The 16,968-nt window shown below is 58.2% G+C and carries 1 protein-coding gene (running past one end of the window); it reads left to right on the top strand.

From position 1 onward, the window contains the following. Positions 1–16,968, top strand: the 3' portion of a protein-coding gene (locus Mal65_RS13920) for a right-handed parallel beta-helix repeat-containing protein (RefSeq protein WP_145298634.1). The gene continues 10,341 nt to the left of window position 1, outside the view; only the last 16,968 of its 27,309 coding nucleotides appear in the window; its start codon lies beyond the left edge, outside the window; its stop codon occupies positions 16,966–16,968.

The raw sequence follows: 16,968 nt of genomic DNA, 5'->3' as shown, positions 1-16,968 counted from the left end.
TTGGTCGATCTGGACGCCTTTTTTCCTTTGGGTGATGAAAGTCTCGTCGGACTGTACGTCCGGATCACCGACGGAGCCGGCGCGCTCCAAAGACGAAGGATTGTCAGCAACTCAACCAACCAATTGGAGATCGACCAGCCGTGGAGCATCTTGCCTGACTCATCAAGTGTCTACCGAATCTATGCGTTGCCCGAAGATCAAACCGACGGAATCGCACGCAGCCACCATCGGATGTACTCGATTGCAACGACGTTTGACGGAGCCGACGTCATTGCCGGTGGCGAAGGTGACGACTGGGTGTTTGGCGGTGCCGGTGACGATGACCTCAGCGGCGGTGCCGGCAACGATCGTCTGTTGGGACAAGACGGCGATGACACGATTGCGGGTGTCGCGGGTGACGATGAGATCCTCGGTGGCCGAGGGGATGACCAGCTTTCCGGCGGACCTGGGCAAGACGTCATCGAGGGCGAGCAAGGTGACGACACCATCGACGGAAACGAAGGCAACGACCAGTTGTTCGGCGGATCCGGCGGCGACACCATCGACGCCGGTGAAGATGACGACTACGTCGAAGGCGGACGCGGCATCGACGAGATTTCCGGCAACGCGGGTAGCGATGTGTTGTTCGGAAACGATGGCGACGATGTCATCGATGGAGATGCCGGAAATGACTTGCTGTTTGGCGGCGCGGGTGTCGATGAACTCGATGGCGGCGACGGTGACGATCAGGTCGAGGCCGGAACTGGTGTGGGCGATACGCTGATTGGTGGGCTAGGCAACGACGTCATTACGGGCAGTGATGAAGGTGGCCAACAGGACCCCGACTTCGAAGACTCCACCCGGTTTGGTGACTGGATCGACGCGGGACCGGGCGAGGACGTGATTCGGTCACGCGGTGGAGCGGATTTCATTCAGGCCGGCGAAGGAGATGATCAAATCGATGCCGGCGGCGCCGCTGATTTCGTCCGTGGCGGTGATGGAGACGACTGGATTGTCTTGTCGACCGGGTTCGGTGACATCGCCTACGGCGATTTGGGCGACGATACCATCTTCGGTTCCTTCCTCGGTGGTGACGTCATCCGGGGCGGCGCGGGAGACGACAAGATTCAGTCTCAGGGTGGCAGCGATGACATTGATGGCGGTGACGGCAATGACTTTCTTGATGGGGGAGCAGACACCGACTTGATCAAGGGAGGTGCCGGGAATGACCAGGTTCATGGCGGTGGTGGCGTCGGTGATCAATTATTTGGCGAAGCAGGTGACGACGTCTTGCGTGGGAGTCACGACGGTGCGGATGTCGCAGACGGCGGACCAGGCCGCGACCGTATCTTTGGCAACGGTGGCAATGACACGCTCCGCGGCGGCGAGGGTGACGATGTCGTTAGTGGCGGACTCGGCGATGATTTGATTGAGGGCGGTTTTGGAAGCGACACGTTGCTTGGAGAGGCTGACCATGATCGCATTTACGGGCATTCGGTCGCGGGCCTCAGCGATGATTCGGCCGTTGACTACTTGTACGGCGATTTCGGCCATGGCACTGTTGGATCTGTCACGATCACTCCTTCCGGTTTGCCCGGTCGCGACCAACTATTTGGCGGGGATGGAAACGATCTTCATTTTGGTGAGGGTGATGATGACCTGATCGTAAGCGGCGGCGGGGATTTTGACATCGTCGACTACGGTCCGGGGGAAAGTGGGGATGCAGACCAATTCGTGATGCCGTCGATGACCCAGGTTCCCCTGATCGTTGACGTCGCTCCGTTGATGCCCGCCACCTTCGAATTGCCCAGTGGCGTGACCGATGGCGGGCGATTCACGGGAATCGATGGTTCAAGAGAGGCGTCCGGGCTTTCAGGTGGGCAAAGCCACGCCGAATCACCGGCCGCGGCCGTCCACGGTGACGATCGTTACGTTGCCTGGACGGACGACCGAACCGGAACGAATCAGATTTACGTGCTCAAGCACAACCATCAGTCAGGATGGGTCGGCTTGGCAGAGTCGGCTCAACCGGATGGGCTCAGTGCCTCGACGGCATCATCAATCATGCCAAAGATCACCATCGATGCTACCGGCCAACCAGTCGTCGCGTGGATCGAGGTTCGTGAGGGTGGAGCGGATGTCGTCGCGATGCGTTACGACACTGCTGCAGATCGCTGGCTGCCGCTTGGCTCTTTCGGCGAGGGAGGAATTTCACAGGTCGGCAGTGTAGATAACCTGGATTTGTTGACATGGGACGGACAGTTGGCCTTGGTCTGGCGAGATCATTCAACGGGTCTGGCGGATCTCCAGACGCGTCGATTTGACGAGGCAACGCAGACTTGGGTGTCGCTCGATGGAAGCGTCAACGGCTTGGCTCTCAACAACGCTTACGACGTGCTCGATTTTGCCGTCGCCCAATCTGGGAACGCGTTCGTCGTTGGGTTGCGTACCGAAGTGGACGGCCATGGACGATTGCAGGTCCGTCAATTCGATGGAAACCAATGGAACGATGTCACCACTGCTGGCCCGGACCTGTTAGCTGAAGATAACGCGCCGAGTGGACCATTCGCCTTGGCTTACCACCAAGCCCATCTGTTCGTCGCTTGGCAGGACGGCTTGGGCGATGAAACGGTCGGCGACGAAGTTTTGGTCGCTCGTCGCGACTTTGACGGATGGACGCCCATTTCGGGTGGGAATTCGCAAGGCGAGGCTGCAACCCGCGTCGATCAATGGGGAGCCAGCTCCCTGAACCCCACCCTGGTCTCCGCGGGCGGTGAACTGGTTTTGTCTTGGTGGAATCGGGATTCACTTCATCGCACCGGCCAGCATCGAATGCTGCGACTTTCCGGTGATCGGTTTGTCGAGGAAGTCGTTGGCGACGCGGTTGCGTCCATCGCCAATTCGGAACCGTTGTGGTTCAGCGATGTTTCGGTCGCGGTGGACGCATCCGGGCAACCTTGGATTGCATCGATTGCTGCCGTTGACAGCGGCATGGGAACCGTCCGAGCCGCCGTGGGTGAAGTTGTTCCCGTGAACCGCACCTTCGTGGCGGATGCGGGACGCACCGTTGCCGACATTCTGGCGGATGACTCCCCAGGCAACGGCGATCGCATCGTGATCCGCCAATCGCAAGCCACGGGATTCACGCTTTCGGCCGAACATTCCGGCATTTCGATCCATGCAGATCCCGCCGTGACAATCTCCGGTGATGTCATTCTCTCTGGTGTTGCCAACGCAACTCTGGCGTTTTTGCACGTGACGGGCGATTTGGATGTCGAAGGGACATCGAGCGTGTCGATCCGTGACAGTCGAGTCGAAGGAGCCGTCAGCATCGACGCAGGGCAAGATTTGCAGCTGATCCGCAATCGGCTAGTCGGTCCGGTTCAACTGACCGGATCCACTACGGGGGCCAATTTCCACGACAACGACTTTGGATCGGCGCTCGTCTTCGCGGGAACCGCAACGGAAGTTGAAGTCGCGTTCAATCGTTTGGCCGGGATCAACATTGAAGCGGCGTCAGCCGGAACGATTTTCGATAACGAACTCAATGGAACGCTGCGAATCGCGGCCCCCTGGATGGGCCCGATCGAAGACAACTTTATCGCGGCACCTGATCTCGGGATCGATTACCGAGCCGCCGCCGACGTTCAAGGCAACACGGTCACGGGCAGCGCGGTTGGCGTCCAGATCCAGGCGGCCGATGACGTGGATCTGACGTTTGGAAACGTCGGCGGCGCGGCCAACATCATTCGTGGAAATGACACCGGCGCGATACTCGACGGCGACCGTTCCGTGGTTGCCGGCCAAGTTTTCCAAAACAATCAAACCGGTGTCAGCGGCACCGGAACGGTTGGCGGACCGGATGATCACGCGCCGAACCGGTTCGAGCGAAACCAAGTCGCCGTTTCGGTCGAAGGTGCGGTTCAAAACAGCGATTTCTACCGCAATCAAACCGGCATCGTCGCGACCGATGGACAGTGGATCACAAACAACCGCTTCATTGATGATCAGACCTCGGTTTCGCTCGATGGTGTTTTGCAAGTCAGCATTGTCTCGAACGATTTCCTGGCGACTTCCGGGACGCATCTACGACTGGGCAATGGAAGTCGCGAAATCGAAATTCGCAACAATCTGCTGCAAACCGAATCGGGATTGCTCATCGACATTGCCGATGACAGCGTTCTCGGGCTGCAATCCGACTATAACACTTTGCTGGCAGGTGACAGTGGTCGGATCGCACGACTGTGGGGCCAGGATTTCGTCGATCTGTTGGATTGGCAGTTAGACATCGGACAGTTCGATTTTAATTCGTTCGGCTCTACCGACGCCAATCCTTCCATCACACCGACATGGTTCTCGGCGTTTGAGTCACCGGCTGAAGGTCGGGTTTCTTCCGTCGCCGGTTTACGTCGTACCGGCTTAAGCACCGACGGAGCGGATCCGCTGTCGATTCCCGAGGCCTCGCTTGCCGAAAACCTGTTGACGTCCGGTGACTTTTCGGACGGTCTGTCCGGCTGGATCGAGTCGCCGTTGCTGGACGCGTTTGTCGACGAAACGTTGTCATATAGCGATGGCCAATCGGTCACGATTGACACGTCGACGTCCGGATCGATTTCACAGACCATTGATCTGGTGACCGCTGGGGTCGATGCTGGGCAAGTCGATGCGGTCACGCTCGATGCGATCGCCTCGATCAGGACACGAATGAAGCAGCCGGTCGATGGCACAACCACGTTGCGGTTACAGATCGATTGGCTATCTGAAGACCAGTCTCTTCTGCGGCGAGATGTCGTCGAGTCAGCGAGTGAACATGACCACTGGGATTGGATCGGCAAGCGTGTGTCGATACCAACGCAAAGTCGCTTTGCGAGGTACGCCATTCTCAGCGATGGTGCCGCGATAGAGACGCGTCTGGAGAGCATCGACGAGGCCCATTTCGCGGTCGTGCCTGATGATTACGCGCCTAACATCGGTTTGGGCGGCACTCGTGAGTCGGGAAACAGCGAAGACATACACCCGCGTTTGTATCTGCGGCGGCCCGATCTGTACGTCGATTGGGAACGTGATGTCCCGAAGACGATTGTTTGGGAATCGTTTGGAGTTCCCGACAACGAGCCGGTGAGGATTGATCTGCTTCAAGACACGGCCGATGGACCGGCACTGGTGACCACCATCGCCGCTGCGACCGCGAATGACGGTGAATTCTCATGGACGCCGGCAATCTCGTCGATCGACGCCGGGACGCACGGGTTGAGGCTGCAACTTTCTGTAGTCAACGATCCGATCGTTTTTGACCGCAGTACCGAAGCATTTAGCGTCCCAGAAGAGACACCCGACTATTTCGTCAATGATCAATCTCTCGACGGTGATGAATACACCTCAGCGGTCGGAGATCACCGGAACACGGGCCGCGTTTCGGATGCTCCGAAACCGTCCCTTGGTTCCGTCATCGCAACCTACGCATTAACGGCGGGTGACACGGTCTTCATGGACCAAGGTGATTTCCGTGCGTTCTATCCACACGTGATCTCGAACTTGCCCGGGATTGGTAATGACGAAGGTTTCTCGATCCAAGGCGCGACGAATGGTGGTACTGTTCTCGGTTACCACCGGACGGAAACGGTTGCCCCGATTGTCGAATTGATCGATGCCGACTTTGTCGAGATCAGCGGATTGAATCTGTCTGGCGGAACTCACGGGTTACTCGCCGACGCGGCATCCGATTCGTTGATTTTGTCAGACATCACGGCGAACGACAACGACCACGAGGGCATTCTTGCAAGAGGTTCAGTCGTCTCGCTCGAGTCAATCACCGCCACGGGAAACCGAGCCGGCGGTGTTCTCCTCGATGGTGACGTCGGAAGCGTCAGTCATCTCGTCTCGTCGAACAACGCCGGTGATGGCATCTACGTCGGCGGGAGTATTGAGAGTCTTTCTCAGTCGGTGTTTGGTAACAACGCTGGCTACGGGATTCGGCTGAACAACCCTGGAGCCGTCAGCGTGACGGGAAACGAATCCTATCGGAACCATCGATCGGGAATCTCTGCGTCAAGCTTGGCAGCCGGATCAACCATTGGTTCGGCCGACTTGTTGACGGTTGGCGGAAACATCGTCTACGAAAACAACGAATCTGGAATCGTTGTCAACGGAGATGGTCTCGTCGCCGGAAACGTGGTCTACGGGCACGCAAGCGATGAGGGGATCTATGTTTGGGGATCGATTCCCGTCACGCGAAACGTCGTATATCGAAACAACGTCGGAATCAATTCGTCAGACGTGGTGTCAGAAAACAGGCTGTTCGAGAACGCGATCGCCGTTCGTGCCACGAACGTCCAACGAAACGTGATTTACTCGGGTGGCATTGGAATCCAGAACTACCGTTCCGGTGGCAAAATCAGCGGCAACCTTATCTATGGGTTGTCCGATTACGGCATTGACATGGACGATCCGTTCTCGTCCGCCGCCGTTTATAACAACACGTTCCTGTCCGACGACTCAGCGGCGATTGTGAGGATTCGGTCGGGACAAGGGCCCAGTATCGCGAACAACATCTTTCGCAGTATTGACTCTCCGGTGTTTGACCTTGATGGGCCCAGCCAGTTGGTCCACCAAAGTGATTTCAATCTGTTTGATCTCCAGGGGGCTGCGATTATTGGCACCTGGGCCGGCGTTGATCGAACGGCACTCGACGCCTGGAAGTCGGTTTCGTCAACCGAGTCGTCCAGTCTGACCGGCGATCCGTTCTTCGCGGATCCCGCCGGCGGCGATGGCGTGATCGGTGCAGCGGGTACCGAGCAAGGCTTTGACGATGATTTTCATTTACGGAGTGAATACGGGCGATTCGCGGGTCACAGCTTCGCCCCGGTCATCGATTCCGCGACCGGGCTGCCCGTCTTTCTGAGCGTTTCTGAATCAAGCGATTCAGAAACTTCGATTGCCATCGACAGGGGCAACGCGAGTTTCTCGGTGGGGGATGAACCGGCTGAGAATGGAAGCTTCATCAATCTTGGTGCCTATGGCGGGTCGGCGTTTGCGTCAAAGAGCCCGGCAAGTTTCCTGTTGATCACCGAGCCAGCCGCACCGCAGGACTGGCCACTGGGGCAATCTTTCCCTATCCAGTGGCGGACCAATCAAGCGGATTCCACGGTTGACATCTTATTGTCTCCGGTCGGTGGCGGTGACGCCGTTTTGATCGCGGACGACACGCCAAACGACGGCACCGAAACCTACCTCGTCGACTCGGCTGTCCCACCCGGCGAGTACACCGTCGTCGTCGAATCCGAATCGGGTCTGGCCGGACAATCGGTGTCGACGATCACCGTGCTAGGACAGATCAATGCTTACTACGTCAACATCCCCGGCGACGTTGACCTCTCGGATAACCAATACACCACCGCGGCCGGAACGATCGACGGAAGCGGGACGTCGCCCGATGATCCGCTGGCTTCCATCAAGCAAGTTCTTGACAGCTACCAGCTTGGTGAGGGTGACGTCATCTTTGTCGACACCGGGCAGTACACCATCGATGCCAACATCGTCATCGGGGCCCAGGATGCCGGAGTCACCATCACCGGGCCAACAGACGCTGACAAGACAGCGATCCTGGACCGCGGAAATGTGGCCAGCGGTGCCAGCGTCTTTGCTCTGGATGGAACGAGTGATGTCGAGATCCACTCGCTGACATTGTCGAACGCCTTTCGTGCGATTGACCTGATCGGGACGAGTGACGTGACGCTGAGTGAGTTGTCGATCACCGGTGGTCAGTCGGCGGTGTACCTGGGTGATGATGTTGGCAACGAGCGGATCGTTATCGAGAACAACGAGGTCTTCTCGGTCGGCTCGACGTCTGGCGAAGGTGCGATCCACGTCGGAGTGGGGAACTCGGAAGTCACGATCTTCGGCAACCGGGTTCACGACAATGGTGCGAGGGGAATTTATGCGACCGGTGACTTGGTCGAAATCCGCGACAATGAAGTCTTTGCAAACGGCAGCGGTGTCTATGTCGGCTGGGCCGGGTTTGTTCAATCGAGACGGACCGTCATCGCTAACACGGTGTTTTCCAATGGTGGCATTGGTATCCAGGCTGATGCTTACTATGGCAGCTATGGCCAAAGCGTTGAGGTGATCGGCAACACGGTTCATGGTCACGCCGATCATTCCGGAATCGTGGCCGTCACCGGATCGGTCGCTCGCGAAAACGTGGTCTACGACAACTTGCGTGGTATCGAGTTTGACTCTGCGAATATCGCGAACAATCGTGTGTACTCCAACACAATTGGCCTGTGGTCGGGAAGAAGCTACGACTCGGATGTGATCGGCAATACGGTCTACAGCAACAGCGTTGGGATCAGCCTGGAGGGTGAACGTCACAACCCGCTGATCGCATCGAATCTGATCTACGCGAACACCAACGGTGCGATCTCGGTCAGCGGCGGCTGGGTCCACGGCGGTTCAATCTACGATCCCGAACTGGGCACGCGGATCGAGGGCAACACGATCTACCAGGAGGTCGGCGACGCGGTGACGCTTGCCAACTCCACGGGGATCTCGCTTGCCAACAACATCATCCGGGTCGATGGCGGCGCAGCGATCAATGTGGCCGCCGACGCGATCGACCAGTTCCAAAGCGATTACAACCTGTTCGATTTGCGGGGCGATGCGGCGATCGCGGTCTGGGATGACCGGTCGTTTGCAACGTTGCCAGACTGGTCGTTGGAACTGGGCATGGACCGCGGCGGCCAAGTCGGCGATCCGATGTTTGTCGACATCGACGGAGCCGATGATGTGCTGGGCTTTTCCAGTCATGTGCTCAGCAGCCAAATCATCGACAACGGCGATTCGGGATTCTCGACGACCGGTGATTGGGAATCGCAGGACGATTCGGGTTTCGCGGATGATCACCTACGGGGCGGATTCAACGGTCAGCGATCGGCGACGTGGAGCTTTGCGGATCTGCAGCCCGGTGCGACGTATCGAGTCTATGCGACCTGGGTGCCCACGAATAACTACACGGTTGCGCCGTACCGCGTGATCAATGGTGACACGTTCATCGCCGAACGTGAACTGTCGCAGAACAGTGCGCCGCAAGACTTGCGAGTCGACGACGTCGACTGGGGATTGATCACCGCGTTCGTCGCGTCGGCGTCGACACTCGATGTGACTTTCGCCGTCGACGATGGTCCGGGTTATTACCACGTCGCCGATGCGATTCGGTTGGAGCGGATCGTTGGTGATTCGGGCGGCGATGACGACTTCCATCTTTCCAGCGGATCACCGGGGATCGACGCGGCCGATCCCAACGCGGCGTACTTCGCCGAACCGCTTCCCAGCGGAGACCGGGCCAACCTGGGGGCGTACGGCAACACGGCCGAAGCGACCCGCAGTGATTCGCAACTCGTCCAGGTGCTTTCGCCGATCGGCGGTGAGAAGTGGATCGCCGGGGACACCGAAACGATCCAGGTTCGCAGCAGCGGGCTGACTGAGCAGCGGACGGTGCTCGCGATCAACGCCGGCGGTGCGTCGGTGGGCCGCTTCGGAATCAATGATTTTTTGGTTGAGGGCGCCAATGCCGCGACCAATGCGACGGTTGACCTGTCGCTGGTCACCGATCCGGCCCCTGCGGAGGTCTACCAGAGTTATGCCAGAAGCGATGGGTGGGATTCGCCGCTGAGGTACGAGTTGCCGTTGGCCGCGGGTAGCTACGAAATGCGGCTGCACTTCATCTCGGACAGCGGCAGCCTGTTCGATCTGTCGATCGATGGTCAGGTCGTTGAAGCCGGTTTGGATTTGGATGTGCAAGCAGGTGGTGTCGATAAGGCACTGGTCAAGACGTTTAGCGTTATCAGCGACGGTCAAAGCCCGACCGAGATCCGCATGGACAGTTTGAACGGTTGGTACGCTCAGGGATTGGCAGCGATTGAGTTGATCCAGCCCAACGCCTTGGGGACGAGTGATCCGGTCGTCTCGCTGGATGTCTCGGTGGACGGGGGATCGAACTGGACCGAGATCGCCGCGGATCTTCCGCTCGATGCGGGTGGGCTTGCCAGCTACGACTGGACGATTCCTTCGTCGCTGGTGACCGCCGGCAACGAAGCGTTGATCCGCGTCCGTGGCGACGGAGTCAGCGACCAATCACGCGGCGGTTTTTTGATCTCACCGGCGGGCAACGAGTACTACGTCAACATCGCCGGTGACGTGGACTTTGACGATAACCAGTACACGACCGCGGCGGGTGACAACGCGGCCAGCGGCCGTAGCCCGGACGCTCCGATGGCGTCGCTCGGTGCGTTACTCAACGCGTATGACCTGGACGCCGGCGAGGTGGTCTACGTCGACAGCGGCCACTATCAGCTGATCGATAACCTGCGGATCACCGCCGAGGACGCGGGCGTGACGATCACCGGACCGACCGAAACCGGCAAGACGGCGACGCTGGACCGAGGGGCGACCGGGGAAGGCCGTTATGCGATTGACCTGATCGGGACGAGTGACGTGACGCTGAGTGAGTTGTCGATCACCGGTGGTCAGTCGGCGGTGTACCTGGGTGATGATGTTGGCAACGAGCGGATCGTTATCGAGAACAACGAGGTCTTCTCGGTCGGCTCGACGTCTGGCGAAGGTGCGATCCACGTCGGAGTGGGGAACTCGGAAGTCACGATCTTCGGCAACCGGGTTCACGACAATGGTGCGAGGGGAATTTATGCGACCGGTGACTTGGTCGAAATCCGCGACAATGAAGTCTTTGCAAACGGCAGCGGTGTCTATGTCGGCTGGGCCGGGTTTGTTCAATCGAGACGGACCGTCATCGCTAACACGGTGTTTTCCAATGGTGGCATTGGTATCCAGGCTGATGCTTACTATGGCAGCTATGGCCAAAGCGTTGAGGTGATCGGCAACACGGTTCATGGTCACGCCGATCATTCCGGAATCGTGGCCGTCACCGGATCGGTCGCTCGCGAAAACGTGGTCTACGACAACTTGCGTGGTATCGAGTTTGACTCTGCGAATATCGCGAACAATCGTGTGTACTCCAACACAATTGGCCTGTGGTCGGGAAGAAGCTACGACTCGGATGTGATCGGCAATACGGTCTACAGCAACAGCGTTGGGATCAGCCTGGAGGGTGAACGTCACAACCCGCTGATCGCATCGAATCTGATCTACGCGAACACCAACGGTGCGATCTCGGTCAGCGGCGGCTGGGTCCACGGCGGTTCAATCTACGATCCCGAACTGGGCACGCGGATCGAGGGCAACACGATCTACCAGGAGGTCGGCGACGCGGTGACGCTTGCCAACTCCACGGGGATCTCGCTTGCCAACAACATCATCCGGGTCGATGGCGGCGCAGCGATCAATGTGGCCGCCGACGCGATCGACCAGTTCCAAAGCGATTACAACCTGTTCGATTTGCGGGGCGATGCGGCGATCGCGGTCTGGGATGACCGGTCGTTTGCAACGTTGCCAGACTGGTCGTTGGAACTGGGCATGGACCGCGGCGGCCAAGTCGGCGATCCGATGTTTGTCGACATCGACGGAGCCGATGACGTGTTGGGCTACACCAGTCAGGTCGTCGAAACGTTCATCATTGATGACGGGGATCCGGGATTCTCGACGACCGGCAACTGGCAGGAACGAACCACCAACGGTTACGAGGACGACTATCTGTACGGCAACGCTCAGCAAGAGCACTCCGCTCGTTGGACCTTCCAGGATCTGGTTCCTGGGGCGACCTACCGGATCTACACCACTGAGCAAGGCCGAAACTACAACACTGACTATCGGGTTTACTCGGGCGATCAGTTCATCATGCGTGGCGGTGAGCCGACCGTCGAGGGCGATTGGGGCTGGCTAGCGACGATTCAGGCACCATCGGATTCGATCACAGTCAGTACATCTTTCGCCGCGGATTACAACTATGGTCGTAAGGTCGACGCGATTCGATTGGACCGTTTGGAGATTAATGATGGCGGAGACGAGGACTTCCACCTTTCCAGCGGATCACCGGGGATCGACGCGGCCGATCCCAACGCGGCGTACTTTGCCGAACCGCTTCCCAGCGGTGACCGGGCCAACCTGGGGGCGTATGGCAACACGGCCGAGGCGACCCGTAGTGATTCGCAGTTCGTGCAGGTGCTCTCACCGATCGGCGGTGAGAAGTGGATCGCCGGGGACACCGAAACGATCCAGGTTCGCAGCAGCGGGCTGACTGAGCAGCGGACGGTGCTCGCGATCAACGCCGGCGGTGCGTCGGTGGGCCGCTTCGGAATCAATGATTTTTTGGTTGAGGGCGCCAATGCCGCGACCAATGCGACGGTTGACCTGTCGCTGGTCACCGATCCGGCCCCTGCGGAGGTCTACCAGAGTTATGCCAGAAGCCATTCGTGGTATGAACCGCTGAGGTACGAGTTGCCGTTGGCCGCGGGTAGCTACGAAATGCGGCTGCACTTCATCTCGGACAGCGGCAGCCTGTTCGATCTGTCGATCGATGGTCAGGTCGTTGAAGCCGGTTTGGATTTGGATGTGCAAGCAGGTGGTGTCGATAAGGCACTGGTCAAGACGTTTAGCGTTATCAGCGACGGTCAAAGCCCGACCGAGATCCGCATGAACAGTTTGAACGGTTGGTACGCTCAGGGATTGGCAGCGATCGAGTTGGTCCAGCCCAACGCCTTGGGGACGAGTGATCCGGTCGTCTCATTGGATGTTTCGGTCGACGGGGGATCCACCTGGAGCGAGATTGCCGCGGACCTTCCGCTCGATGCGAGCGGGCTTGCCAGCTACGACTGGACGATTCCCCCATCACTGGTGACCGCCGGCAACGAAGCGTTGATCCGCGTCCGTGGCGACGGAGTCAGCGCCCAATCACGCGGTGGCTTTTTGATCTCACCGGCGGGCAACCAGTACTACGTCAACATCGCCGGTGACGTGGACTTTGGCGACAACCAGTACACGACCGCGGTGGGTGACAACGCGGCCAGCGGCCGCAGCCCGGATTCACCGATGGCGTCGCTTGGTGCGTTACTCAACGCGTATGACCTGGACGCCGGGGACGTGGTCTACGTCGACAGCGGCAATTACCAACTGATCGACAATCTGCGGATTACCGCCGAGGACGCGGGCGTGACGATCACTGGACCGACCGAAACGGGCAAGACAGCGACGCTGGACCGGGGTGCGACCGGGGAAGGCCGTTATGCGATTGAGTTGATCGGGACGAGCGACGTGACGCTGAGTGAACTGACAATCACCGGTGGTCAGTCGGCGGTGTATTTGGGTCAGGACGCGGGTAACGAACGGATCGTGATCGCCAGCAACGAAGTCTTCTCGGTCGGTTCGACATCCAGGGAAGGTGCGATTCATGTCGGCGTGGGAAACTCAGAAGTCACGATCGCCGGCAACCGGGTTCACGACAATGGCGGAGTGGGGATCAGCGGCTATGGTGGCCTGATCGAGATCGCCGGCAACGAGGTGTTTGCCAACGGTGGGTACGGCATCGACGTCGGGTACTCTGGCAATCGTGACCTTCTCCGCAGCGTGACGGGCAACCTGGTTTACGGCAACGCGACTGCTGGGATCAAGGCGGATGGTTACTCCGGCAATCACCCGACTGAGGTGATCGGCAACACGGTGTACGGTCACACGACGGACCGAACGTGGTCCGAAGAAGGTTCCGGTATCATCCTCAGTGGTGCGATCGCCCGCGAGAACGAGGTTTACGACAACCTTCGCGGGATCACATTCAATTACGATGCTTCGGTGATCGACAACCGGGTGTACGGCAACGCGACGGGATTGTGGTCTGAGGACCGCGGCTATGAATCACGGTTGATCGGCAACACCGTCTACAGCAACAGCGTCGGGATTACCTTGGGGGGTGAACGCCAAAACCCGTTGATCGCATCGAACCTGATCTACGCGAACACCAACGGTGCGATTTCGATCAGCGGCGGCTGGAAAACTTTTAGCCCTGACGTAGGGCCGGGCACGCGGATCGAGGGCAACACGATCTACCAGGAGGTCGGCGACGCGGTGACGCTTGCTGACTCCACCGGGATCTCGCTTGCCAACAACATCATCCGGGTCGATGGCGGCGCGGCGATCAACGTGTCGGCCGACGCCATCGATCAGTTCAAAAGCGATTACAACCTCGTTCAGATCGGTCCGGGATCCTCCGCTGCCTTCGGCAACTACGCCGGCAACGTCGCAGCCAACTTGGCAGCTTGGCAAACAACCAGCGGCGTTTCAGGCCATTCGATCCAAGGCGATCCGTTGATGATCGATCCGAACGGGATCGACAACCTGCTCGGCTACGTGGACAGTGTCGATTACGGCGCCGACGACAACTTTGCCCTCCGAAAGAACTCTCCCGCCATTGATCGCGGATATAGTTGGACCTTTGCTCAAACGGACTACGTCGGTTCAGTCAATCTCGACGATCCGGCGACGCCCGATCGTGGTAGCGTCGAATATGGCGAGACGACTCTGACACCAATCACCTTTTCACTAAGGGGAGCCCAGCACACTGGATACACGGATGGACAGTGGGCGAGTCACGAGATCTCGCTACCGTTCGAGTTCCCGTTTTTCGATCAAACGGCAAGTTCGCTGCAAGTTCACTCCGACGGTTGGATCGCGCTGGCCGGCGGCCATATTGCTGTGCTAAGTGCCGACATCGCGACCAATGTTAATCGTGGCGATGCGATTTACTTTGATGACAGCGTGTCCGGCGAAGTCTCCGTTTATTGGGATTCTCATTCGGTCGAGTTGAACACTGACGTCAAGTTCGGTGTCAGGCTCCATCAGGATGGTCGAGTGGAATGGCTGTACGGAACCACGGGAGGCCAGGACGGACAGGTCGAGATGCATGGTGGATCGGGCATTTGGACTCGAACTGCTTCCATTTCAATGGCGACCGCTTCGCTGAGTGATGTGGCGATCGGCTTCGACTTGAGTGCCGGAAACCGAGACATCGGGGCTCTTGAGTTCCGCGGGTCCAGCGAAGACATCACCGCACCGGTCGTCGCAACGACAGTTCCCGCCGGGATCGAACAGCAAGAATCACTTGCCCAGGTGTTCGATTCGATCCAGGTTCAGTTCAGTGAAGAAATCAACTATTTCGATGCAACCTCCTTTGACGCCTACCAATTGCGTGAAGCAGGTGACAATGGTGTGTTTGGAGATGGCGACGACGAAGTCATTGGGTTATCGCCCGTCTTTGAGCTTGGATCCAACGCGGTCTCGCTCGCGATCGATCCGGTCCACCTTCGCGAGATCGCTTCTCCACTAGCCGCCGCGGCATCTTTAGCAAGCTTCGCATTCGTGAAAGACTCGGCACCGCCGCAGCGTTACCTTCCCGACGGAAACTACCGACTCGAACTCGCAAGCAATCCGACGTCCAGCCTCCGCGATACCGCTGGTATTGCTTTCGACGGCGACGGCGACGTGGAACCCGGCGGTGATTATGTCCGCGAATTCCAGGTCGAACACGGTCCGCAGCTCGAACTCCTGTTTCTTGACTCCAACCACGTCGACGAAGGCGACGTGGTCACAATCATCGGTCACTTCCAAGACCTGAGCGATGCCGCCGAGCACGTCCTCCGAATCGACTGGGGCGATGGGTCAGCGGTCCAGGAGCACTCGCTACCACACGGCTCGGGCGCTTTTGAATTTGACTATGCGTATACTCGTGACAGCCAGAGCGAATCCGACGGGATGTTCAACATCGAAGTGATGCTCGAAAGCGATTTGGGGCGACAGCTACAATCCGACGATCGATTTTTGACCGTTACGGTCGACAATGTCGTACCGGAAGTTATTTCGCTTGAGATTCCGGGTTTGATCGAGGAGGACCAAGAATTCCAGATCACGGGAACGTTCACCGATCCGGGAATCGATGATCAGCACATACTCTGGATCGATTGGGGCGACGGTGAGGCACTTGAGGAAGTCAGCCTGCCGAACGGCTCTCGCATTTTCTCGGTGTCTCATCGCGTTGAAAACGTCGTTTCCCGACCCCTGCCGCAATCGCGTCAAATTAGCGTTGTGATCCGGGACAACGTCGATTCGAGTCAGCCGCTCGGCGGCGAGATCGAGGTTCTCTCTCAGAACAGTCCGCCAGTCATCGAGGATGCAACCTTCAATCTGCCCGAATCGACGCCAAGTGGTGCTGTCGTTGGGCAAATTAATAACGCGGACCCCGATCTAATTACGCCCGGCAACGACATACAAAATTTCCGCATCTTTGGGGGGACGGATCAGGATCTGTTCGCGATCAATGACTCTGGACAACTGCGTTTCGTGAACGGTTTTCAACCGACGACGGGAACGTATCAAGTGATCCTCGAAGTCACAGACGGACGCGGTGCGACCGACCTAGCGACGTTCACGGTTCAAGTGCAAGCGGCACCGCAAGTGGCCGACGTTGTCATCAATGGCGGAGATTCCTCACGATCCATGGTCACGTCGCTAATGGTTGTCTTTGATGAGTTGATTGAACCTGAGACGCTTCCCGATGCATTCACGTTGACAAACATCACGACCGGCGTGGTAGTCGATTCACTCATCGTCGGTGAACCAACAACTGACATCGAGGGCAGAACCATTGTCGAGCTGAGGTTTGGGCCGGGGGCATCCGTCGTTACCCGTGAAGGCGATTTCGCGCTCGGAAACTCACTTGCCGACGGCAACTACCGATTGGACATCAACGGCAGCCATGTCCGTTCAGCCACGACAAATCAGGTGATGACACACGATCACGTCTTCGGCGGAAAGACAGCGTCGGACGTGGATGATCACGACCAATTTTTCCGTCTGTTTGGCGACAGCAACGGGGACGGAATCCGCAATGGAATCGATTTGCAAGCGATCGTTCCGACGCTTTTCAACCCGGAAAATTTTGAAGCCAGCTTCGACATCAACGGCGATGGTGTCATCAACGGAATTGACCTGCAAGCGTTGATTCCAACGCTGTTTGGACCTCGCCGAGAATAG

It is taken from the genome of Crateriforma conspicua (assembly GCF_007752935.1).
Lineage (GTDB): Bacteria > Planctomycetota > Planctomycetia > Pirellulales > Pirellulaceae > Crateriforma > Crateriforma conspicua.
This window is presented reverse-complemented; position numbering and strand designations above follow the sequence as displayed.